We start from the raw sequence: 21,838 nt of genomic DNA on the forward strand, positions 1-21,838 counted from the left end.
GTTGCTGCTGGCGGCACTGGCATTATTAGCGTGTGAATCGCGTTGATGGATTTGCTCGCGAGGCTACTTTTCGAGACGTTCCCTCAGCAGCTCCATCGCGTGTGCGTAGCCCTGCAGGCCCTCGCCGGTGATGGTGGTGAAGCAGGCCAGGTGCGCATAGCTCACCTGGCGGAAGTCCTCGCGTGTTTCGACGGCGCTGATGTGGACCTCCACAGCCGGGATGGCGACGGCCTTGAGGGCGTCCAGGATGGCCACGCTCGTGTGTGTGTAGGCAGCCGGGTTGATGACGATGCCGTCGACCTTGCCGTAGGCCTCCTGGATCTTGTCGACGATGCTGCCCTCGTGGTTAGACTGGAAGACCTCGACTTCGTCGAAGCCCTGTTCGGCGCCCGCTTCCTGGCAGATCTGCACTAAGCGGTCGTAGTTGTCGCTGCCATAGATGCCCGGCTCGCGAATGCCGAGCATGTTGAGGTTGGGGCCGTTGATGACGAGTGCTTTCATGGTTGCTTCCTTTGCGGTTGGAAAACCACCACAAAGGTGCCTGTCCCCTTTGTGGTGGTTTTGGTTAGAGGGCGGGTGGGAGGGTGTCGAGGAGGGCTTGGGCGGTGTTGGCAGCGCAGTCGCGTGAGTCGATGATGTAGTCGGCCCAGGCGCGGTAGCGTGGCATGCGCTGTTCGGCCAGCTTATCGATGCCGTCGCGCGCGGTGATGGGGCGGCCCTTGTGGGCGAGCTCGTCGAGCTTGCGGTTGAGCATCACAATCTGGCTGTTCTGGTGCAGCAGCGGATAGTTCTCGTCGCGAGTGACCACGCCGCCGCCGGTGGAAAGCACCAAGCCGCTGCGCTTAGAGATGTCGGCCAGGGCCGCCGTCTCCTGCTCGCGGAAGGCCGCCTCGCCGCGCTCGACGATATAGTCGGCGCAGGGCATGCCCAGGCGCTCCTCGAGGGCGCGGTCCAGGTCGATGTGCTCGCGACCCGTCAGCATTGCGATCTGCTCGCCCACGCGGGTTTTGCCCGAACCCGGCATGCCGATCAGCGCGATGTTCTGTTCGCGACGTGACAAGCGCTCCGTTACGTCCAGGATGCGCTCGCGCGGGGTGACCTGGCCGGTATAGCGCTCGACGGCCTGTGCCGCTTGGGCCACGAGCATTAGCAAGCCGCCGATGCAGGGGATGCCGCGGCGCTCGGCCTCGAGCATGAGTCCCGTGCGGGCGGGGTTGTAGACGATGTCGATGACGCCCTCGAGCGCATTGAGCCCTTCGAGCGTGCAAGGCGCGTCGGGGCAATGGGGGAACATGCCGGCGGGCGTGCAGTTGACGAGCAGGGCGGCGTCGGACTGCTGCGCGATGTTGCCGTAGTTGACCTCGCTCGTGCGGCCCACGGGCACCACGGTGGCGCCCAGGTCGCCGAGCACCATGCTGGCCGTGGTGCCCGCGCCACCGGTGGCACCGAGCACGAGGGCCTTTTTGCCAGCAACCTCAACGCCCAGCTCCTCGACCAGGCACTGAAAACCAAAGTAGTCGGTATTGTCGCCACGCAGGCGACCGTCAGGCAGGCGCGTGATGGTGTTGACGTTTCCCATGCGCTTGGCGAGCGGGCTCAGCTCGTCCAGGTACTCCATGACGGCGCGCTTGTAGGGGATGGTCACGTTGGCGCCTTCCCATTCTTTACCCGTCATAAAGGCCGCGAGGTCCTCGGGCTCGCGCTCAAATCGCACGTAATCGAGCCCAGCGAGCTCTTTGTAGATGGTCGGGGTGTAGCTGTGGCCCAGCACGCGGCCCAGCACACCGTAGGGGCGGGTTGCGGCGGTATCGGTCATCTAGAGCACCTCCGTGTAGCTGCCAAAGTAGGTGAAGCTCTCGCACACGTCGTCGATGGTATCGAGCAGGTCGTCGAGGGCCTTGCTGCCAAAGGGGCAGTCCAGATCAAAGTAGAACATAAACTCAAAGTCGCGGCCGGGGATGGGGCGGCTCTCGAGCTTGATGAGGTTGATGTTGAGTGCGTAGAAGCGCTCGAGCACGCGATAGAGGGCGCCCGGCTCGTTGGCCGTGGTGATCATGAGCGAGGTGCGATTAGCGCCGGGGTAGACGCGCGGCTCGCGGCTGATGACGACAAAGCGCGTGTAGTTGTTGTCCGAGTCTTGGATATTGGGCTCCAGCACCTCGAGGCCATACAGCGTGGCACAGCTGCGCGAGGCGATGGCGGCGACGTCGGTGCGCTCGGAGTTGGCGACCATCTCGGCCGACATGGCCGTGTTTGGGTACTTGGTGGCGTGCAGGTCGTGGGACTCGATAAAGCCGGCGCACTGGGCAATGGCTTGGCCGTGGCTGTAGACCTCGCGCACGTCGGCGAGCTTAGTGCCGGGCTTGACGAGCAGGTTGTGATCGATCTTAAGGCGCAGTGAACGCACGATGTGGAAATCGAACTGGGCGAGCAGGTCGTAGACGGCGTTGACCGATCCGGCAGTTGAGTTTTCGATGGGCAGCACGCCAAATTCGCAAAAGCCGTCGCGTACGGCGCGCATAACGCCCTCGAAGGTCTCAAAGAAGGCGATATCGGGCACGTCAAAGAGTCTGCACGCGGCGATCTGGCTATAGGCGCCTTCCACGCCCTGGCAGGCAACGGTGGCCGTTTGAGGGAAGGGCGTGTCGGAGGCTGCAGCCGTGGCGTGGGCCTTTTGCGAGACAGTGATGCCCTTGAGTTCGTTGATGTAGCGCTGCTGCTCGGCCTTGCTCATGCTCATGAGGAGACGGAACAGGGTGATGGTCTGCGCCTCGTAGCGCTCGGGCGCGCGGCTGGCGAGGTTGTTGAGTTTGGAGCGCTCGCGGGCGGGGTCAAAGACAGCCTTGCCCATCTCGATCTTTGATTTGGCGACCTCGGTGGCAATGTCCATACGCTCGACAAAGCTGTTGAGGAGCGTGGTGTCGATGCCATCGATGGTCTGGCGAATATCGGCAAGGTCCATGGAGGCCCCTTTCACGTAATGGCAGAGTTGACGGGCAACTCGGGTGAGTCGGGTTAGAGCTGGCCTGCGTCCTCGAGGAGGGCGTCCCAGATGGCGAGCGCCGCGGCTGCTTCGGCAACGGGGACGGCTCGGGGGACGATGCAGGGATCGTGACGGCCGTGGACCGAGAGCTCGGCATTTTCCATGGCGTCCATGTCCACCGTCTGCTGCTCGCGACCGATGGAGGGCGTCGGCTTTACGGCCATGCGCCACATGACGGGCGCGCCGGTGGAGATGCCGCCCAGGATGCCGCCAGCATTGTTGGACTCGACCGCAATCCCGCCGGTCTCGGCGTCGATGCGATACGGGTCGTTGTTCTCGCTGCCGCGCATGGCGGCCACGGCAAAGCCCATGCCAAACTCCACGCCCCTTACGGCGGGAATGCCAAACGCGATTTGCGCGATGCGGTTCTCGATGCCGTCGAACATGGGGTCACCGATGCCCGCGGGAAGCCCGTAAATGCCGCACTCCACGATGCCGCCGATGCTGTCGAGTTCGTCGCGCGCGGCCAGGATCTCCTCGCGCATGCGGCCGGCTGCGGCGGCGTCAATGCACGGCAGATCGTTCGTAAGGATCGCCTTGCGGTCGGCCTCACGATAGACCATATCGTCCATCGGCAGGTCGGAGATGCCGCCGATCTGCGCGACGTGCGCCATGACCTGAATGCCGCGGGCCTCGAGCGCCTGCAGCGCGATCCCGCCGGCGATGCATAGAGGGGCCGTCAGACGGCCGGAGAAGTGCCCGCCGCCGGCGACGTCGTGCATGTTGTGATACTTCACGCGCGCCGGAAAGTCTGCGTGCCCAGGGCGGGGCTTGCGGCGCAGCTCGGAGTAATCCTTGGAGCGCGTGTTGGTGTTCTCGATAATCGCGGCGATGGGCGCGCCGGTGGTATGTCCATCGACCACACCGGCGATGATATGCGCGGCGTCGGCCTCGCGGCGTTTGGTCGCGGTCTCGTCGCGGCCGGGGGCGCGACGGTCGAGGAAGGCCTGCAGCCGCTCCTGGTCCACGGCGATGCCCGCCGGGATGCCATCGAGCGAGCAGCCGATGGCGGGGGAGTGCGACTGTCCGAAGATGCTTAAGTGCAAGACGTTGCCAAAGGTCGAGGACATGCTATTCCTCCTCGAGCGTGACCTTACCGCCCAGCAGGCGGTAGTGGTCGAAGAAATCGGGATAGGACTTGTTGACGGCCTCGGCGCCGTGGATCACGACCTCGCCGGTGGCACGGCTCGCGGCGACGGCGGCCATCATGGCGATGCGGTGGTCGTTGTGCGAATCGACCTCGCCGCCGGTAAAGGCATCGACACCCTTGATGATGAGGTCGTCACCGGCGATGCGCACCTGCGCGCCCAGCGCGGTGAGCTCGCGGGTGGTGGTGGCCAGGCGGTCGGATTCCTTGATGCGCAGGCGGGCGCAATCGCGGATAAAGGTGCGGCCCTGAGCCAGCGAGGCCACGGCCGAGATAACGGGCACCAGGTCGGGAATGTCGTGGGCGCTCATCTCAAAGCCGGCGAGCTTGTCGGACTGCACGGTGGCGGCGTTGGTGGAGCGTACGATACGGGCGCCAAAGCGCGAAAGCGCGGCAAGCACGTTGCGGTCGCCCTGTGCGGAGCTCAGCGACACGCCCTCGACGGTGATGGGGTCGCATCCGATGGCGCCGGCGCACAGCCAAAAGGCTGCGTTGGACCAGTCGCCCTCGACGGCTACGCTGCCGGGCGTGCGGTACGAGCCGCTGCTCACGCGGAAGTTCGTGACCTCTGGCTGGCCGTCTTTGGACGGAATACGTTCGACGTTGACCTCGACGCCAAAGGCCTTCATGGCCTGGATCGTCAGGTTGATGTAGGGGCGGCTCTCGATGAGGCCCGTTACCTGCACGCAGGAGGGCTGGGCGAGCAACGGGGCTGCCAGCAGCAGGCCGGAGATATACTGCGAGCTTACGTTGCCCGGCAGCACAAAGGTGCCCGGGCGCATGCGTCCGCTCGTCTTGAGCGGAAAACCGCCCAGACCCTGTAGGTCGCAGCCGGCGGCGATGATCTCGTCCGAGAGCGGCGAGAGCGGGCGGGCGCCCAGGCGGCCCTGGCCCACGAAGGTGGCATCCGCACCCAGCGCGCAGGCGACGGGCAGCATAAAGCGCAGCGTGGAGCCGCTTTCGCCGCAGTCAAGCGTGCCGCCGGCAAGGGCCTTGAGCAGGCCAAACTCAACACTCTTCATGGTAGGGTGGACCTGGAAGCCGTCCTCGACGGTCTCGATGCGGGCGCCGAGTGCCGTAAGGCAACGCACCGTGGCCTCGATGTCGGCGCAGGTGGTGTTGCAGGTGACGTGTGTCTCGCCGTTGGCAAGCGCAGCGCAGATGATCAGGCGATGTGCCATCGACTTGGACGCGATGGCGGGAACGGTGCCCTTGAGCGGGGACGGGGTGATGCGGGCTAGCATGCGGATGCGTCTCCCTTCTGGCCGAGGCCCTCGGCAATGAGTTCGTGGAAAGTGGAAAGCGGCGTGCGGTCGATGCTGCAGCGGCCAATGCCGTGCGGAATCACCAGGTCGATGGTGTCGCCCGCGCGCTTCTTGTCGTGGAGCGCCTCGGCAAAGACGGCATCGGCATCTAGGTCACAGCGGGTCTTGAGGCCATGGCGGGCGCAGAGCTCCTCAATACGACCGGGCAGTGCAGCATCGCAAACGCCGTGCAGGGCCGCGGCGCGCGTGATGATGCCCATGCCGATCGACACGCAGTTGCCGTGTCCGAGCTCAAAGTGCTCGCAGGCCTCGACGGCGTGGCCGGCGCTGTGTCCAAAGTTGAGGAGCTTGCGCTGGTTGGTCTCGCGCTCGTCGGCGACGACCACGGCGCGCTTGATGTCGATATTGCGGGCGATGATGAGCGCTACGCGGGCCACATCGCGGTTGAGTAGCTCCAGCGTGAGCGGGGTCTTCTCCAACTCGGCGAAAAGCTCCGGGTCGGCAATCACGGCGTGCTTGACGACCTCTCCGCAGCCGTCGGCGAACTGCTCGGGCGTAAGGGTGGCCAGGCACCCCACGTCGGCGATAACCACGCTCGGCTGCCAAAAGGCGCCGGCCAAGTTCTTGCCGGCAGCCAGGTCGATGGCGGTCTTGCCGCCCACCGACGAATCCACCATGGCGAGCAGACTCGTCGGGATCTGTACAAACTTGCAGCCGCGCATGTAGGTGGCGGCCACAAAGCCCGCCACGTCGCCCACGACGCCGCCGCCGAGTGCCACGATCACGTCGGAGCGCGAAAGCTCGTGCTCGGCCACAAACTCCAAAATGGCAATATAGGTTTCGGCGCGCTTATGGGCCTCGCCGGCCTCGAAGGTGCAGATGCTCACCTCGTAGCCTGACGCCTCCAGGCTCTGCTTAACGGGCATCTGGTAGAGCGGGCCCACGTTGGTGTCCGTCACGATGACGGCCTTGGTACCGCCGGCAGTGGCGCGCACGAGCGGTCCCGCCTGCTCCAGCAAAAACGTGCCAACATGCACCTGGTAGGGGCGTGCAGTGTCGATATCGATGGTAATCGCCATAAGCTTCGGTCCTTTCGACCTGGCGTGATAGGTGGTCTAGTGGGAGGTCTCGTCGTCGAGCGCGCGCTTAATGCGGTCGCCCTCGGCAAGGAGATTCTCCAGATAGCGCTGGTCGCGGTTCTTGAGCGCACGGCTGTAGGCGCCAAGCGAGTCGATCAGGTGGTCGATCTCGAAGGCAAGCGCGTCGGCGTCGTCGATCATGAGCTCGGACCACATTTGCGGGTTGAGGTGCGCCACGCGGGTGAGATCGCGGTAGCTACCGGCCGAAAAACCGTGGTGGACCTGGGCGGTCGGGCTCTTTACGTAGGCGTTGGACACCACGTGCGCAAGCTGGCTCGTGAAGGCGATGACGCGGTCGTGCTCGGCGGCGCTGGTCACGCTGAACTTGCCAAAGCCCAAGGGGCGCACCATCTCGCGCACCTGCCCCAAGAGCTCCAGCTTAAGGGCATCGTCCACCGCGGGCGGAACGAGCACGAGCGGGGCGCCCTGGAACAGGTCGGCGCGGGAGTGCGCGTAGCCCGAGAACTGGGTGCCCGCCATGGGGTGCGCGCCCACAAAGTAAAAGCCGTGTTCGCGGGCAAGCTCAAAGGCGCGTTCGCACACGATGTCCTTGACGCCCACCGTGTCGATCACCACGGGGCCCATAATGGCCTCGGTGTCGGTGGCGTCGGCGAGCGCCTGGGCATGCGCCTCGAGCCACTCGATGCAGGCCTCGGGGTAGCAAGCCAGGACGATGATGTCGCATTCGCCGAGTGTCTTGTCGTTGAGCTCTCCGGCGACAGTGCCCATGCTGGCGGCCGTCATGACATCGTCATCGGGGTCCCAGGCCAGCACGCGGACGCCCGCCTGTGCATAGCCGCGGGCAAAGCTGCCGCCGATGAGGCCAAGGCCGACGATGCCGGCGCACTTGGGGCCGCCCTGGTTAACGCGCGCGTTTCTCACCGTACCCATGGGCTACTCCATGGTCTCTTGGCAGACAACCTCGCGGATGGCTCGGATGCGGCGCATGGTGTCGTCGAACTGATCGGGGGTGAGGGCCTGGGCGCCGTCGGACCAGGCTCGGCTCGGCTCGTCGTGGACCTCGATCTCCAGGCCGTTGGCGCCGCAGGCGGTCGCGGCGAGCGCCATGGGCTCAACGTAGCGGGTGTAGCCGGTGGCGTGGCTGGGGTCGGCGACGACAGGCAGGTGCGACAGGTGGTGCAGCACCGGCACGGCGTTGAGATCGAAGGTGTTACGGGTGCGGGTTTCGAAGGTGCGGATGCCGCGCTCGCACAGGATGACGTTGTCGTTGCCCTCGCTCATGATGTACTCGGCGGCCATGAGCAGCTCATCGATCGTGCCGGACATGCCGCGCTTGAGCAGGATCGGGGTCTGGGTCTTGCCGACCTCCTTGAGCAGGGGGAAGTTCTGGGCGTTGCGGGCGCCGATCTGCATGACGTCGATCTTCTTGTCCAAGAAGACCTGCACGTCGCGTGGGTCCATGATCTCGGTGACGATCGGCATGTCGAGCTCGGCAGACGCCTCGCACAGCAGGTCGAGGCCGGCGGGGCCCATGCCCTGGTAGGCGTAGGGGGAGGTGCGGGGCTTGTAGGCGCCACCGCGCAGCATCGTGGCGCCGGCGGCCTTTACGCGGCGTGCGATGCGGATGAGGTTCTCGCCCTCGACGGAGCAGGGACCGGCGATGACCTGGAACTGGTCGCCGCCGATCTTGACGCCGTGGCCGCAGTCGATGACGGAATCCTCGGGGTGGAATTTGCGGTTGGCACGCTTAAAAGGCTCGGAGACGCGCTGCACGCGCTCGACGACATCCATAGACTCGAGCAGGAACGGGTCGATCTTGGTCGTATCGCCCACCAGGCCGATGATCGTCTCGTTCTCGCCGCGCGAGACGTCGGTCTTCAGGCCTTTTTTCTCAATCCAGCTGACGATATGGCTGACGGCCTCGTCGCTGGCGCTCTGCTTTAGAATTGCAATCATGGTGTGCCTCTCACCTCGATGGATAACTTTTGCAAAAACGGCCCGCATCGCGAGCCGTGTATATATGGTGCATGAGAGTTTATACTATCTGACTTGCTTTTGCCTTCTAAAGTGTGCCGTTGCGCCACGTCTTCCTCGGAATTGCAAAGCTTTTTCTTTTATTTTGTTAGCCCGTGGTGCACTTGGGTATAATGCCAAACGTTGGCCCTATTAGCTCAGGGGATTAGAGCGTCTGCCTCCGGAGCAGAAGGCCGTTGGTTCGAATCCAACATGGGGCACCATCGAACGTAAGACCGTTCGAACCTCGCATGGTCCGGGCGGTTTTTCTTATACCGACGCGACGTGATGGGACGTGGTATGGCAGCAACGGATATCGAGCGCGGACTCTCGACCGCCGAGGTTGAGGAGCGCATCGCCGCCGGTAAGATCAACCGCAACATGGAGCTCAAGACCAAGTCGGTCAAAGAGCTCATCATCGAGAACCTCTGCACGCTGTTCAATTTGATCAACGTGATCTTGGCGTTCCTGGTCATTTTGACCGGTTCGTTTAAGAATTTGACGTTCCTGTTCGTGGTGTTCTTGAACACCGCTATCGGCGTCATTCAATCCATGCGTTCCAAGAAGATGGTCGATAAGCTCACGCTTCTGACCTCTAAGAAGGCCATCGCGGTGCGCGACGGTGCCGAGGTGGAGCTCGACTTGGACCAGATCGTGCTCGACGACATCATCCGTCTGGGGCGCGGCGATCAGATTCCCGCTGACGCCGTGGTGGTTTCGGGCGAGGCGCTCGTGAACGAGAGCCTGCTGACGGGCGAGAGCGACCTTATTAAGAAACAGCCCGGTTCTGAGCTCATGAGCGGCAGCTTTATCGACTCGGGCCTGCTGCGCGCCCGCGTGATCCATGTCGGCGCCGACAACTACGTGGCCAAAATTAATAACGAGGCCAAGTACGTCAAAAAGGTCAATTCCGAGATCATGAACGCGCTTAACGCCATCGTGCGCTTTGCGAGCATCATCATGATCCCACTCGGTTTGGCGTTGTTTGCCTCGAGTGTGAGCGAGCTGTGGGATGCCGCGGGAACCCCGGGCGATAGCGCACTTTCGTGGTGCTTCTCCGAGCTGCTGGCTGGCCATGTGCCTTCGTCGGCGCTGCTGTCCACGGTGGGCGCCCTGCTGGGCATGATCCCGCAAGGCCTGGTGCTGCTGACCTCGTCGGTGCTCGCCATCGCCACGGTGCGCCTGGCCCGCCGCAAGGTGCTGGCGCAGCAGCTCTACTGCATCGAGACGCTTGCTCGCGTCGACGTGCTGTGCCTGGACAAGACGGGCACCATCACGTCGGGCCGCATGGAGGTCGAGGGCACGTATCCGCTGCCGGTTGAGGGCGTGAGCTTAGGCGCCGACTCGGACGAGGCGGCTGTCCCCGTCGATATCACGGTGCTCGATTTTGCGCTGGCTAACGTGGCGCGTGCGACTTCGGCCGATGCCAACGAGACCTGCCAGGCGCTGCTCAACTATTACGCCGATCGCCCGGTCAAGGTGTCTGAGCCGCTGTCGGTCATTCCGTTCTCGTCCTCCAAAAAATGGAGCGGCGCGTCGTTTGCGCAGGGCTCCTATGTGATGGGCGCCGCGCAGTTTGTGCTTTCGGAGCGTGTGTTTTCGCAGGTCGAGAACCGTGTCGCCGAGCTTGCCGATACCTGCCGCGTGCTCGTGGTGGCGCGCGTTGACGGCTTTACGCCCGATGGCGATATGGTGGGCGAGGCCGAGCCCGTGGGCTTTGTGACCATCCGCGACGAGATTCGTACCTCGGCGGCCGAGACCATCGGCTACTTTAACGAGCAGGGCGTGACCCTCAACGTGATCAGTGGCGACGACCCGCGTACGGTGTCGTCGATCGCGCGCGTGGTGGGCGTGCCGGGGGCGGACGCTTATGTGGACGCCACGACGCTCGATATGCCGGCCAAGCTCGATGCCGCAGTGGACCGCTACCATGTCTTTGGTCGTGTGACCCCGCAGCAGAAGCGCGAGCTCGTGCAGGCGCTCAAGCGCCGCGAGCACACCGTGGCCATGACGGGCGACGGCGTCAACGACGTGCTGGCGCTCAAGGAGGCCGACTGCTCCGTCGCCATGGCGGCCGGCTCCGATGCCGCGCGCAACGTGGCCGAGATCGTACTCGTCGACAACGACTTTGCCTCGATGCCCGCCGTGGTGGCCGAGGGCCGTCGCTCCATCAACAACCTGCAGCGTTCGGCGTCGCTGTTCCTGACCAAGACGCTGTTCTCGATGGGCCTGGCGGCGCTGTGCATTGCGCTGCCGCCGTACCCCTTCGAGCCCATCCAGATGACGCTCATCAACTTCTTCTGCATCGGCGCGCCGGGCTTTGTGCTGGGTTTGGAGCCCAACAATGCTCGCGTGAAGGGGTCATTTTTGACCAATGTGCTCAAGCGTGCACTGCCGGCGCCGATTGCGGTCATTTTGGCTGCGGCGCTCGATATCTTTGTGGCGCGCGTGTTTGGCTTTAGCCAGCTCACGCTGTCTACGATGTGCCTGCTTACGTCCTGCGCGGCGAGCGTCAGCCTGATCTGGCGCATCTCGCAGCCTCTCACGCCCTTACGTGTGGTGCTTTTTGTGTTTGTAGTCGCCGGCATCCTAGTGGGCGTTATCGGATTCCCGGAGCTGCTGTCTATTGCCAACCTGTCGATGGGCCAGATGGTTATCTTGGCTGTCATCGTGATCTTTACCTGCTCGGTGTTCTTTAAGCTCGCCACGATGATGGATTCGCTCAAGCCGCGTCGTCGTCATGCCGCAACTGGTTTTGGCCGCGGTGTGCGCGTCCGCCTGGGTCGCGGTGGCGGCAAGGTGAGCTCGACGGGTTCGACGGCCGAGCGTTTTGCCAAGCGCGTCGCCGCCGACATGGCGCAGCGCCGCGAAGATCGCACCGTTCGCGAGGCCGAGGCCCGCGCGCTCGAGGGCGTGGCCCAGGCCCAGCCCAAGAAAAAGAGGAGTGCCGGAGCCAAGCGCTCTCGCGTGACCAAGTCCGCCCAAGGCATCAAAGTCTCGATGCCAAGCAAAAAGAAGAAGTAGCTACGCGCCCTGGCGATGTTGAATTGGTGCCTTGTTCCTGTGGGGCCGTGGCGATGTTATGCTCTAACCTCGATTGTTTGAATTGCTTCGAAAAGAGGATGCCGTGATCTGCCCGCATTGCCTTAAGACTATCGAGGACGGCGCCTCGTTCTGCCCCTACTGCAACGCCTATGTGGGTCCGGGCGACGGTCCCGAGCACACCGAGTTCGTGTTCTGCGAGGGCTGCGGTGCCCGTCTTTCTCCGCATGATCGCACGTGCCCCAAATGCGGACGCCCCGCTCCGGGTATCCTCTCCGAGGACGCGGCCGCATCCGACCTGGCAGCGGGCCGCACGGCGGGCTTTCCGCGCCTAACGCAAGAGCAGATCGATACCGAGGTGCCGCATGCGCCAGCCTCTGCCGCTGCGGTGCTCTCAGACGCCGCCGACCCCAATGAGACCTGCGTGCTGCCTGCTTTCGATAAGGATTTCGGTATCCCCAAGGTCGATATTCCCACGCCCGTTTCCCTGCATGACGATGCTCAAAAAACCAAGCGCAAGGTGCACCCCGACGAGGACGCCTATCACAAGCACAAGCGTCATATCCCCAAGCCGCTCATCGTCATCGCGGTCCTTGCCGTCCTTTGCGGCGGTGCCTATTGGTTCGTGACGACCGATCCCATGGGTGTCATGCCTGGCTTCTATGACCAGTTTGGCCAGGCCGCGCAGACGACCTTCCCTACGCGCCAAAAGGGCGAGGCGACTGAGGACGATACCAAGCAGGACGATTCTGCCGAGGTGGTCCAGGAAGAAACCGTGCTCACCGATGATCAGCTCTATACCAGGCTCGACGGTCTGTATCAGACCATCGTGTCCTACGGTGACGAGGACCAGATCGGCGAGGTCATCGATTCCTTTAACAACGGTTATCTCCGAACGCCGCTGTCCACCCGTCAGGAGCTGTCGCAGAGTGCCTACGCCCTGCGCGACCAGATCAAAAAGACGCAAGATGAGCTTAACAACCTTAAGTATCAGGACGATACGGTCTATGCGGATGACATCGCCCACTTAAAGCAGCTTGCCGAGTGGATGTACGAGCGTGTCGACGTGATCTGTCAGAGCTGGGACATCTCGCTGGCCATTCCTGATGGTGAGTCGATGAGTTCCCACCAAAGCGATATCCTGGCGCCCATCGCGCAGGGCGGCAACAGCGCACTGAACCAGTACGACGCCAACGTGGGCTCCTGGAAGCCGCAGCAGCGTTCCTAAAATTAGTTCGCCATAGTCGGCATAACCTACGTGCGCAATTGATGTAAGCGCATGCTTATTGCTACAATTCGTACAAATATGCTTTAAACGCACGAGGAAGGAACCACATGTTTGGTTTTAAGAAAGAGCTCTACACGCCCGAGTATCAGCTTACCGGCGACGAGTGCGCCGTTATCGAGACGTCGAAGGGTACCATCAAGGTTAAGTTTGACGGCGAGGGCGCTCCCATTCATGTCGCGAACTTCTGCGAGCTTTCCACGATGGGTTTCTATGATGGCCTTAAGTTCCATCGCTATGTGCCCGGCTTTGTCATTCAGGGCGGCGACCCCAATACCCGCGATATGTCCGGCGCCGACGTCGCTGCCGGTCTTGAGGGCCCCGACGGCATGCCCGGTACCGGTGGTCCCGGCTACTGCATCAAGGGCGAGTTTGCCACCAATCCGCGCAACAGCCATGTCGATGGTGCCCTTGCCATGGCACGCTCCATGGACCCCGATTCCGCGGGTTCGCAGTTCTACTTCTGCCTGGGTGCCCAGCATAACCTCGATTCCGGTTACACCGTCTTTGGTACCACGGTCGAGGGTCTCGATGTGATTTCGCAGCTGCGTGCCGGCGACGAGATCGTCCATGTCGAGATCGTTCACGAGTAAAGGGGACTTCCTTGAATAGCCAGCTGATCCAACAGGGCCGCGCCGCTTACCGCGCGGGTGATTTTTCCGCTGCAGCCCAGATGCTTGGGGCGGCAAAAACTCCCGATGAGATTATGGGCGAGGCCGATCACCTTCGTGGCAACGCCTTGATGCACCTGGGCATGTATGCCGAGGCCGCCGAGGCCTATGCCGCCGCCCTCAACGACGGCACCTATGGCAAGCGCGGCGCGCTGCTCACCAACCGCGGCAAGGCACTCGCCGCCGTGGGCGACTACACGACGGCCGCCCAGGCGTTTTCTGCCGCTACGCAGGACGCTTCCTATGCCACGCCGTTCAAGGCCTATCTGGGCCTGGGCAATGCGCTGTTCCAGTCGGGCGACTATGCCAACGCGGGTACTGCCTTCCGTCAGGCTGCCATCGACGGCGCCAATCCGGCCCCTGCCGCCGCACTCGGCGAGCTCGGTCGTTGCTTCATTAAGCTCGGCCGTCCGGCGGATGCCGTGGAGACCTACCGCACGGCTATCGACTTTGCCGGCCCCCGCGACGACACGCGTGCGCTCAACGCCGGCATGGGTCAGGCGCTTTCTGCCGCCGGCCGTCCCTCCGACGCACTCGACGCCTTTAACGCCGCTACTGCCGATGGCATCTACCAGCTCACCTCCGAGCAGGCCGATGAGCTTGCCCGCGTGCACGATTCGCTTGCCGCGCTGTCTGCCCAGACGGCTATGGCCACGGCTCCGGCGCCCGCGATGGACGCTCCTGCCGTCGATCCGCTCGATCCTACGGGCGCGACCGGCCAGTTTATGCCCGATCCCTCGGATACCGGCTTCTTTACGCTGTCCGAGTCCGAGATGGTCCAGCAGGACCGTCAGGATCGTAAGCAGGCCAAGGTCCGTCGTCGTCATCGCCACACGGGTCTCAAAGTCTTCATCGTGCTGCTTCTGCTCATTTTGATCGCCGCGGGCGGTCTGGGCTTTGCCTACACGCGCGGCTTTGGCTTCCCGTCCCAGGAGTCTGTCGTTACCGATCTGTTCCAGGCTGCCGGCGACGGTGACACCGCAAAGGCCGAGTCTTGCCTGGCCTCGAGCCTGTCCGAGGACGCCAAGTCGATGATCATCTCCTCGATTCCGCAGGGTGCCACCGTGTCCGTCGAGGGCATGGATCAGTCCATGACCGAGACGACCGCCAAGGTTAAGGCTTCGCTGTCCAAGGGCGGCGAGCAGGAGTACACCGTCAAATTCGTGCGCTCCGATAACCATATCGGCTGGGCCGTTTCCTCGCTCGATATGGATTTCTCGGCTGCTGACAACCAGTAGTGACCTTATGAGATTTAGCTTTGCCCGGCGCTTCACCGCAAGTGAGGTGCCGGGCTTGCGCTAGTATGATGAGCTAGTAGTTTTCCAGCAATCATCCAACACATCAGGAGTTGCGTTGTTTTCTTTGATGGATATGTTCTTCGGTAGCTATGCGGGCGATCTTGCCATCGACCTCGGCACCGCAAATACGCTTGTCTCCGTGCGCGGCAAGGGCATCGTCATCCGCGAACCCTCCGTCGTCGCCATCGACAAGAACGACGAGCGCATCCTCGCGGTCGGTATCGAGGCAAAGCGCATGCTCGGCCGTACGCCCGGCAACATCGTGGCCGTTCGTCCCCTGAAGGACGGCGTCATCGCCGACTTCGACGTTACCGAGGCCATGCTCCGCTACTTTATCGACAAGGCTTCCGAGAAGCGCTATCCGTGGACCCCGCGTCCGCGTGTTGTCGTCTGCGTTCCCTCCGGCGTCACGTCGGTCGAGAAGCGTGCCGTATTTGAGGCCACGATCCAGGCCGGCGCTCGCCAGGCCTACCTGATCGAGGAGCCCATGGCTGCCGCTATCGGCGCCGACCTGCCCGTCGAGGAGCCCACCGGCTCCATGGTCATCGACATCGGTGGCGGTACTACCGAGGTCGCCGTTATCGCCATGGGCGGCATCGTCGTCTCGCAGTCCATCCGTATTGCCGGTGACGAGTTCGATCAGGCCATCCTCACGCACGTTCGCGATGCCTACAACCTGGCCATCGGCGAGCGTACGGCAGAGGACATCAAGATCAAGGTCGGTTCCGCCGTGCCGCTCAAGGACGAGCTCGACGTCGAGGTCAACGGCCGCGACGTGATCACCGGTCTGCCCAAGACCGTACGCATCGAGAGCGAGGAGATTCGTCGCGCACTCAACAAGCCGCTCGACGAGATGGCCAAGGCCGTTAAAGACGCACTCGACGCTACGCCTCCCGATCTCGCCTCGGACCTTATGTACTACGGCATTTTGCTGACTGGTGGCGGCGCGCTGCTGCGCGGTCTCGACGTGCGCCTGCGCGATGAGACCGGTGTTTCGGTCAACGTCAGCCCCACGGCGCTCGATAACGTCGTTAACGGCTGTGCCCGCGTGCTCGAGGCCAATGCGTTTGATGGCGGCTTCGTCCAGACCAATGCTTAATTTCCAAAAGGTGGATTCCATTTGGCACGATCTTCGGGTTTCTCCACAAATCTGAATACCAAGCGACAATCAACGGGTATGCGCCCGTTGATTGTTTTCAGCCTGATTTCGGTGCTGCTGCTCACGTTTTACATCCGCGAGGGCGAGGCAGGACCGATTCATGCCGTGCGTTCGGGCGTAACGACGATTACCTCGCCGGTGCGCTTTGTGGGTTCGGCTGTGGCGGCTCCCTTCAATGCGATTGGCAACGTGTTCTCTAACCTTACGGCGTCGCAGGACACGCTTGACGAGCTTAAGAAGCAAAACGAGGAACTGACCTCTAAGGTTGCCGAGCTCTCCGAGGCTCAAAAGACCGCTGAGCGTCTGGAAGGGCTGGTCGGCCTGCAGTCGACCTACAACCTTAAATCGACCGCAGCTCGTATTGTCGGTGCCTCCGGCGATGCTTGGACCTCGACCGTTACCATCGACAAGGGCTCTGCCGACGGCCTTACCATCAACATGCCCGTGACGAGTTCTGCCGGTGTCATCGGCCAGATTATCGAGGTATCGGCCAAGACCTCTACCGTGCGCCTGATTGGCGACGAGAACTCGGGTGTGTCCGCCATGGTGCAGGACACGCGCGCCCAGGGCATGCTGCAGGGTCAGGCTGACGGCACGCTGCGTCTTGAGTACGTGAGCGTCGACTCCGATGTTAAGGTTGGCGACATCATCGTGACCTCGGGCATTGGCGGCGTGTTCCCCAAGGGTCTACCGCTCGGCACCGTCTCGTCGGTTGAGAAATCGGCAAACGACGTGTACTACACCATTGTGGTGCGCGCCCAGACGACGGCCGAGAACAACGAGGAAGTGCTGGTCATCACCTCGCTGACCGACGAACAGTCGGCCTCGGACGAGGACGTGAGCACGGCCAACAGCACGCCGCAGGGAACGTCGCGCGACGCTGCGACCAAGACGAAGGACGAGAGCTCGGATGACAGTTCCGACACGTCCGAGACGACCGATTCCGGCTCGAGCGAATAGGGGGCATGTCCATGGATCTACACGAACAGCGGATGAGCTCCCGCACGTTTGTGATCGCCGCCATCGTGTGCGTGCTGCTGCAGGCAGGCCTGGCACCGCAGATCTCCATTGCGGGCGGTCGCGTCAACTTCATGATTATCCTGGTGTGCCTAAGCGTGTTCTCGGGCGACCCGACTCGTGCCGTCGTGTGCGGTTTTTGCAGCGGCTTGTTCTATGACCTGTCCGCTGCCGTGCCGGTGGGCGTTATGTCGCTCCTGCTGACCGTGGGTTCTTTTGCCCTGGTGCACAGCGCCGTCGGTCAGACGGGCGGTACCCCGAGTGCGCGCGGCGTCACTGTGGGCGCCTTTGCGCTCGTCATTAATGTGATCTACAGCATCATCTTGCTGTTTATGGGTTTGGAGACGAGCTTTGTCGTGGCGATCTTCGGCCATGCGCTGCCGTCCTCGATCCTGACGGGTCTGGTTGCCATTCCGTTTTTGATGTCCGGCGTCGTGCCGCAGTCCGGCTATGGATTCTCCGCACGTGGCGGACGCCAGACGGGTATGCGCTTTAAGCCCAAGACCCGCAAGCTCAAATAGGGGAGGCCCGTAGATGTCTTCCCAGATGACGGTTATTATCGCCGGTATCGTGCTGGTTGTGGCCATCGTGGTCGCGCTGGTTATCATGCGTCGCGGCGATTCCCGTTTTACCTACGATACGCAACATGGAACGGCCCCGCGCGCCACCGAGGGCGAGGGCAATACCGCGGTGACCGCCTTTAAGGGCCGCTTTTCCATCCTCACCACGGGTGTGGGCGCGATGTTTGCGGCGCTCGCCGTCAAGCTGTGGGGCATGCAGATGGTCTCGTCGGACTATTACGAGAAGCAGGCCAATAGTAATCAGACTCGCACCGTTACCACACCCGCTGTGCGCGGCCGCATCCTCGACCGCAATGGCGTGGCGCTTGTCCAGAACCGTCCCTCACTTGCTGTCGTGGCCTACCGCGACCTTGCCGAGGATGAGGTTCTGGTTCGCCATCTTGCCAACGTGCTTGGAATGCCTTACGTGGCGGTCCTTCGCAATATTCAGGACAATACAGAGGGCGCTCAGAGCCTGCATACCATCGCGACGGACGTCCGTCGCTCCACGGTTGCCTATATCAAGGAACACGCCGGCGAGTTCCCGGGCGTCAAGATTGCCGAGCGTACCGAGCGTCAGTATCCATATGGCGAGACGGCATGCCATATCTTGGGCTATACCGGCACCATTACCTCCGAGCAGCTCGAGGCCCAGAATAAGAAAACCTCTGGCGATGATGATGCTTCTGCTGGCAAGATTACGTACCAGTCGGGCGATATCGTGGGCCAGGCGGGCGTTGAGAGCTACTACGAAAACCTGCTGCAGGGTATTCGTGGCGAGCAGACCGTCAAGGTCGATGCCTCGGGCAATGTGACCGGTCAGGCCGGCGCCGTGCCCGCGAAGGCCGGCTCCGACATTAAGCTCACGCTCGACCTTAAGATCCAACAGGCCTGTGAGACGGCGCTGGCGAGCGCTATCGAGCTTGCCAAGACCACTGGCTACAGCAATGCCGGCAACGGCGCTGTGGTGTGTCTCGATCCCAACAATGGCGAGATCCTGGGCATGGCGAGCCAGCCCAAGTTCGATCCGTCCGTCTTTATCGGCGGCGTCTCAAATGACGTGTGGACCGAGCTCAATGATGACAAGGGTTCGCACCCGCTGCTCAACCGCGCCATTAGCGGACAGTACATGTCGGCCTCGACCATCAAGCCGCTCTCGGCACTGGCCGGTCTTGAGTTTGGAACCTACACTTCAACGCAGACAACCAACTGCACGGGTTATTGGACGGGTCTGGGCAAGGCTTGGGGCAAGCGCTGCTGGCTGACGTCTGGCCACGGCACCATGACGCTGCAGTCGGGTATCGCCAACTCGTGCGACCCCGTCTTCTACGACATGGGCAAGGCGTTCTTTTATGACGAGCAACATCCCGAGGGCCTGCAGGAGGTCTTTCGTCGCTGGGGCCTAGGCAAGACCTGCGGTATCGATCTGCCGAGTGAGGGCGCGGGTCGTATTCCCGATGCCGAGTGGAAAGAGTCATACTTCACCGACGCCTCTGCCGAGGACCGCAAGTGGAATGCCGGCGATATGACCAACATTGCCATCGGCCAGGGCGACATCCTGGTGACGCCCCTGCAGATGGCGTGCGCCTATATGGGTCTTGCCAACGGCGGCAAACAGTACGTGCCTCACGTATTTTTGTCTGCCGTGTCGCGCGATGGCGACGGCGATGCCTATAAGTACAATGGCAAGGGCAAGAAGAAGCGCCTGGAGGCCAAGATCAACAGCGATTCGGATTTGGCTCTTGTTCGCAACGGCATGCACGACGTGATTTACACGGCATCGACGTCCCTGGCGGCGCACTTTGGCACCCTGACGCCGCAGGTATACGGCAAGTCGGGCACGGGCGAGAAAAGTGGCGAGGACGAATACGCGTGGTTCTGCGCCTATGCACCGGCCGATGATCCCAAGTATGTCATCGCTACCGTCCTGGAGCAGGGCGGCGGTGGCTCAGATACCGCGATGCATGTCGTGCGCGACGTGCTCGGCGTGATTTATGGCGAGCCCGATACCTCTTCGGCCTCGGGCGATTCTTCGGTTCGATAGGAGGTTGCGATGGATTTTTCTCCGGCGGATCTGTTCCGTTCAACCAAGACCGGCTCTCGCAGCAGCCTGGACCGTGTCAACAAGCAACTTTCGGCCTCGCGCGGCACGTTTCGCCAAAAGGTGCATATCGGTGTGCTCGTGGCTACTGTGGCTCTCGTCGCCTACGGTGCCATCATTATCTGGTCGGCTTCGCAGTTTAAGGCCGACGCTTCGTTCTCACGCCATCTGCTGGGAATTGGAATCGGTACGGTGCTGGCGGTGCTGGTCTGGCGTACCGACCTGCGCGGTATTTCCAATTTCTCGACGGCGTTGCTCGTCATCGACCTGATCGTGATTCTCTCGCCCAAGATTCCGGGTCTGTCCTATACAGGCGGTCTGGGCATGACGGGCTGGATCAAGATTCCCGGTATCGGCTTGACATTCCAGCCGGTTGAGCTTGCCAAGCTCATCACCATCTTCTTTATTGCTACGCTTGGCTCGCAGTATAACGGTCGCATCGATACCGTTCGCGACTACGTCAAGCTCTGCGGCATGCTGTCCATTCCGTTTTTGGCCGTCGTTGCCATGGGTGACCTGGGCTCGGGCCTGGTCGTGCTGGTTTCGGGCGCCATCGTCATCTGCATGAGCGGTGCACGCCGCGAATGGGTGCTGTCGACCCTGGCCCTGCTCGTGGGCCTGGTGGCCCTCGTCCTGGCGCTCGATTCGGTCTTTGATTCGTTGCTCGGCCACGATGTGCTCATCAAGCAGTATCAGATGAACCGTCTGACGGTCTTTATCGACCCCGATAATGCCGATTCGGACGATGCCTACAACCTGCAGCAGTCGCTTATCGCCGTTGGCTCGGGCGGCTTCTTTGGTAAGGGTTTGGGCCATGCGACGCAGTCGGCCGGCGGCTTTCTGCCTGAGTTCCACACCGACTTCGTCTTCGCCTTCCTGTCCGAGACCTTTGGTTTTTGCGGTTCCTTTTTTCTCCTGTGCCTCTACGTGCTGCTGATCTTTTCGACGATTCGCGTCGCCTTTAAGTGTGAGTCGCTGTTCCTGCGCCTATCGTGCGTAGGTATCGTCGGCATGTGGGCATTCCAGACTTTCGAAAACATCGGCATGTGCATCGGCATGATGCCGATTACCGGTATTCCGCTACCGTTTATTAGCTTCGGTTCGTCTTCGATGATGATTCAGCTGCTGACGGTGGGTATCGTACAATCCATATGGCGGCATCGTTCGGGCGCCGCGTAACCGCTGGAGGGGTTTGCTATGAAAATTCCCGTAGATAAGCTGACCCGCGCTTTTAAGATGGGCGCGTCCGTTAAGAAGGATTCCGATACGCCGGTGCGCGTCTCGGTCTATCTGGATTCGTCCGCCTCGCGCTTTCTGGCCGAGACGGTGCGTGACGCCTTTGTGCCGCAGACGACCTCGGGCATTGTGCGCGTCGAGCGTCTGGGGGAGGAGCGAATAGCTCCAAAGACCGATACCGATGTGGTACTGGTGCTCTCGTGTGGTTCCGACCGCTTGGAGAGTGCCGTGCAGGAGCTCGTGATCGCCGGCGCGCCCGTGTGCGTGCTTGCCGAGTCTGCTGTGGAGGTGCCGTTTATCGAGGAGTCCACGTCCATGCTCGGCGTGGTAGCGGCAACCGATAAGACGTATCTGCTCGAGACGCTTGCCCGCTGGATTCTCGATCGCACCGACAAGGAAACGGCTTTTGCGGCGAACTTTGCCTTCATGCGCATCGCGGCCGCCAATCGTATCATCACCTCGTGCGCGCTCACCAATATGGCGACCGGTGCACTGGTGTTTTTGCCGGGCGCCGATTATCCCGTTATGGCGCTGGCGCAGGTGGGCATGCTCTTTGAGCTCGCTGCCGTCTTTGGACGCGGCATTAAGCCTGAGCGCGGCTACGAGGTCGCGGGCGTGCTTGCCGGCGGTCTTGTGATCCGCGCGGTCACCCGCGCGCTCGTCAAGCAGACGCCTCATATTGGGTTTGCCGTCAAGGCGCTCACTGCTGCCGCGGGCACCTATGGCATGGGCCGTGCGCTCGTTTCGCTCTACGAGCGCGATGTCGACTACAGCCGTGCCAACGAGGTGGTCACTGCCACGTTCTCCCGCGTTCGCGATCTGGTGACCACGGTCGCGGGCGCTACCCGTCCTATGGCGTCCTATCAGGACGCATCCGATCTCGCAGCTTAGGGGTTTTCCG

18 protein-coding genes and 1 tRNA gene are annotated in these 21,838 nt (G+C 62.3%); 11 read left to right on the top strand and 8 right to left on the bottom strand.

Features of this window, described 5'->3' with window-relative positions; all coding sequences use genetic code 11:
* Nucleotides 1-63: 63 nt before the first annotated feature.
* From aroQ to aroF, 8 genes are all read right to left on the bottom strand, one after another.
* Nucleotides 64-501, bottom strand: a complete 438-nt coding sequence (gene aroQ, locus AAAV44_RS00535; protein WP_349114026.1) for a type II 3-dehydroquinate dehydratase — start codon at nucleotides 499-501, stop codon at nucleotides 64-66.
* Between the two features lie 64 nt (nucleotides 502-565).
* On the bottom strand, nucleotides 566-1,816 hold the full coding sequence (locus AAAV44_RS00540) for a shikimate kinase (RefSeq protein ID WP_349114028.1): 1,251 nt from the start codon (nucleotides 1,814-1,816) through the stop codon (nucleotides 566-568).
* Entirely contained in the window at nucleotides 1,817-2,962 is a 1,146-nt protein-coding gene (pheA, locus tag AAAV44_RS00545; protein WP_349114030.1) for a prephenate dehydratase, read from the bottom strand.
* Between the two features lie 53 nt (nucleotides 2,963-3,015).
* Nucleotides 3,016-4,113 carry a chorismate synthase gene (gene aroC / locus AAAV44_RS00550; RefSeq protein WP_349114032.1) on the bottom strand — a complete coding sequence of 366 codons (1,098 nt, stop codon included), beginning with the start codon at nucleotides 4,111-4,113 and terminating at the stop codon, nucleotides 3,016-3,018.
* A 1-nt stretch (nucleotide 4,114) separates the two neighbouring features.
* A complete protein-coding gene (aroA, locus tag AAAV44_RS00555; RefSeq protein ID WP_349114033.1) occupies nucleotides 4,115-5,434 on the bottom strand; it encodes a 3-phosphoshikimate 1-carboxyvinyltransferase in 1,320 nt (439 codons plus the stop codon).
* Nucleotides 5,428-6,534: a 3-dehydroquinate synthase gene (gene aroB / locus AAAV44_RS00560; protein ID WP_349114034.1), complete on the bottom strand. Its 1,107-nt coding sequence runs from the start codon at nucleotides 6,532-6,534 to the stop codon at nucleotides 5,428-5,430. Before aroB ends, aroA begins: the two co-directional genes overlap by 7 nt.
* A gap of 36 nt (nucleotides 6,535-6,570) precedes the next feature.
* Nucleotides 6,571-7,485, bottom strand: coding sequence for a prephenate dehydrogenase/arogenate dehydrogenase family protein (locus tag AAAV44_RS00565; RefSeq protein WP_349114035.1), 915 nt, complete (start codon nucleotides 7,483-7,485; stop codon nucleotides 6,571-6,573).
* A gap of 3 nt (nucleotides 7,486-7,488) precedes the next feature.
* Nucleotides 7,489-8,511, bottom strand: coding sequence for a 3-deoxy-7-phosphoheptulonate synthase (gene aroF / locus AAAV44_RS00570; RefSeq protein WP_022094767.1), 1,023 nt, complete (start codon nucleotides 8,509-8,511; stop codon nucleotides 7,489-7,491).
* A gap of 204 nt (nucleotides 8,512-8,715) precedes the next feature.
* Between aroF and AAAV44_RS00575 the strand changes: the two genes are divergently transcribed.
* The 11 genes from AAAV44_RS00575 (at nucleotide 8,716) to AAAV44_RS00625 (ending at nucleotide 21,828) form a co-directional block, all read left to right on the top strand.
* Nucleotides 8,716-8,792 (top strand) — tRNA-Arg (locus AAAV44_RS00575).
* Nucleotides 8,793-8,868: 76 nt separating this feature from the next.
* A complete protein-coding gene (locus tag AAAV44_RS00580; RefSeq protein ID WP_349114037.1) occupies nucleotides 8,869-11,592 on the top strand; it encodes an HAD-IC family P-type ATPase in 2,724 nt (907 codons plus the stop codon).
* Nucleotides 11,593-11,695: 103 nt separating this feature from the next.
* Nucleotides 11,696-12,838 carry a zinc ribbon domain-containing protein gene (locus tag AAAV44_RS00585; RefSeq protein ID WP_349114039.1) on the top strand — a complete coding sequence of 381 codons (1,143 nt, stop codon included), beginning with the start codon at nucleotides 11,696-11,698 and terminating at the stop codon, nucleotides 12,836-12,838.
* Between the two features lie 107 nt (nucleotides 12,839-12,945).
* Nucleotides 12,946-13,488, top strand: a complete 543-nt coding sequence (locus tag AAAV44_RS00590; protein ID WP_349110255.1) for a peptidylprolyl isomerase — start codon at nucleotides 12,946-12,948, stop codon at nucleotides 13,486-13,488.
* Nucleotides 13,489-13,499: 11 nt separating this feature from the next.
* Nucleotides 13,500-14,804 carry a tetratricopeptide repeat protein gene (locus tag AAAV44_RS00595; RefSeq protein ID WP_055309859.1) on the top strand — a complete coding sequence of 435 codons (1,305 nt, stop codon included), beginning with the start codon at nucleotides 13,500-13,502 and terminating at the stop codon, nucleotides 14,802-14,804.
* A 127-nt stretch (nucleotides 14,805-14,931) separates the two neighbouring features.
* The gene (locus AAAV44_RS00600; RefSeq protein WP_006236061.1) at nucleotides 14,932-15,963 is read left to right on the top strand and encodes a rod shape-determining protein; all 1,032 of its coding nucleotides are present in this window, start codon (nucleotides 14,932-14,934) and stop codon (nucleotides 15,961-15,963) included.
* A 21-nt stretch (nucleotides 15,964-15,984) separates the two neighbouring features.
* Nucleotides 15,985-16,983, top strand: coding sequence for a rod shape-determining protein MreC (mreC, locus tag AAAV44_RS00605; protein ID WP_333494107.1), 999 nt, complete (start codon nucleotides 15,985-15,987; stop codon nucleotides 16,981-16,983).
* A gap of 11 nt (nucleotides 16,984-16,994) precedes the next feature.
* On the top strand, nucleotides 16,995-17,561 hold the full coding sequence (locus AAAV44_RS00610) for a hypothetical protein (RefSeq protein WP_349114041.1): 567 nt from the start codon (nucleotides 16,995-16,997) through the stop codon (nucleotides 17,559-17,561).
* 13 nt (nucleotides 17,562-17,574) lie between these two features.
* Entirely contained in the window at nucleotides 17,575-19,644 is a 2,070-nt protein-coding gene (gene mrdA, locus AAAV44_RS00615; protein ID WP_349114042.1) for a penicillin-binding protein 2, read from the top strand.
* 9 nt (nucleotides 19,645-19,653) lie between these two features.
* The gene (locus AAAV44_RS00620) at nucleotides 19,654-20,880 is read left to right on the top strand and encodes an FtsW/RodA/SpoVE family cell cycle protein (protein WP_052044188.1); all 1,227 of its coding nucleotides are present in this window, start codon (nucleotides 19,654-19,656) and stop codon (nucleotides 20,878-20,880) included.
* A gap of 18 nt (nucleotides 20,881-20,898) precedes the next feature.
* Nucleotides 20,899-21,828 (top strand): hypothetical protein, encoded by a 930-nt coding sequence (locus tag AAAV44_RS00625; RefSeq protein ID WP_349114043.1) that lies wholly within the window; start codon nucleotides 20,899-20,901, stop codon nucleotides 21,826-21,828.
* Nucleotides 21,829-21,838 lie beyond the last annotated feature (10 nt).

Origin of the sequence: Collinsella sp. CLA-AP-H1 (assembly GCF_040092945.1) — a bacterium.
Taxonomy (GTDB): domain Bacteria; phylum Actinomycetota; class Coriobacteriia; order Coriobacteriales; family Coriobacteriaceae; genus Collinsella.

Coding starts and splice junctions, on each gene's coding strand:
- aroQ (WP_349114026.1), bottom strand. CDS start 501: ATGAAAGCACTCGTCATCAACGGCCCCAACCTCAACATGCTCGGCATT.
- AAAV44_RS00620 (WP_052044188.1), top strand. CDS start 19,654: ATGGATTTTTCTCCGGCGGATCTGTTCCGTTCAACCAAGACCGGCTCT.
- aroB (WP_349114034.1), bottom strand. CDS start 6,534: ATGGCGATTACCATCGATATCGACACTGCACGCCCCTACCAGGTGCAT.
- AAAV44_RS00540 (WP_349114028.1), bottom strand. CDS start 1,816: ATGACCGATACCGCCGCAACCCGCCCCTACGGTGTGCTGGGCCGCGTG.
- AAAV44_RS00590 (WP_349110255.1), top strand. CDS start 12,946: ATGTTTGGTTTTAAGAAAGAGCTCTACACGCCCGAGTATCAGCTTACC.
- mrdA (WP_349114042.1), top strand. CDS start 17,575: ATGTCTTCCCAGATGACGGTTATTATCGCCGGTATCGTGCTGGTTGTG.
- AAAV44_RS00600 (WP_006236061.1), top strand. CDS start 14,932: ATGGATATGTTCTTCGGTAGCTATGCGGGCGATCTTGCCATCGACCTC.
- AAAV44_RS00625 (WP_349114043.1), top strand. CDS start 20,899: ATGAAAATTCCCGTAGATAAGCTGACCCGCGCTTTTAAGATGGGCGCG.
- aroC (WP_349114032.1), bottom strand. CDS start 4,113: ATGTCCTCGACCTTTGGCAACGTCTTGCACTTAAGCATCTTCGGACAG.
- aroF (WP_022094767.1), bottom strand. CDS start 8,511: ATGATTGCAATTCTAAAGCAGAGCGCCAGCGACGAGGCCGTCAGCCAT.
- pheA (WP_349114030.1), bottom strand. CDS start 2,962: ATGGACCTTGCCGATATTCGCCAGACCATCGATGGCATCGACACCACG.
- AAAV44_RS00580 (WP_349114037.1), top strand. CDS start 8,869: ATGGCAGCAACGGATATCGAGCGCGGACTCTCGACCGCCGAGGTTGAG.
- AAAV44_RS00565 (WP_349114035.1), bottom strand. CDS start 7,485: ATGGGTACGGTGAGAAACGCGCGCGTTAACCAGGGCGGCCCCAAGTGC.
- AAAV44_RS00610 (WP_349114041.1), top strand. CDS start 16,995: ATGGATCTACACGAACAGCGGATGAGCTCCCGCACGTTTGTGATCGCC.
- aroA (WP_349114033.1), bottom strand. CDS start 5,434: ATGCTAGCCCGCATCACCCCGTCCCCGCTCAAGGGCACCGTTCCCGCC.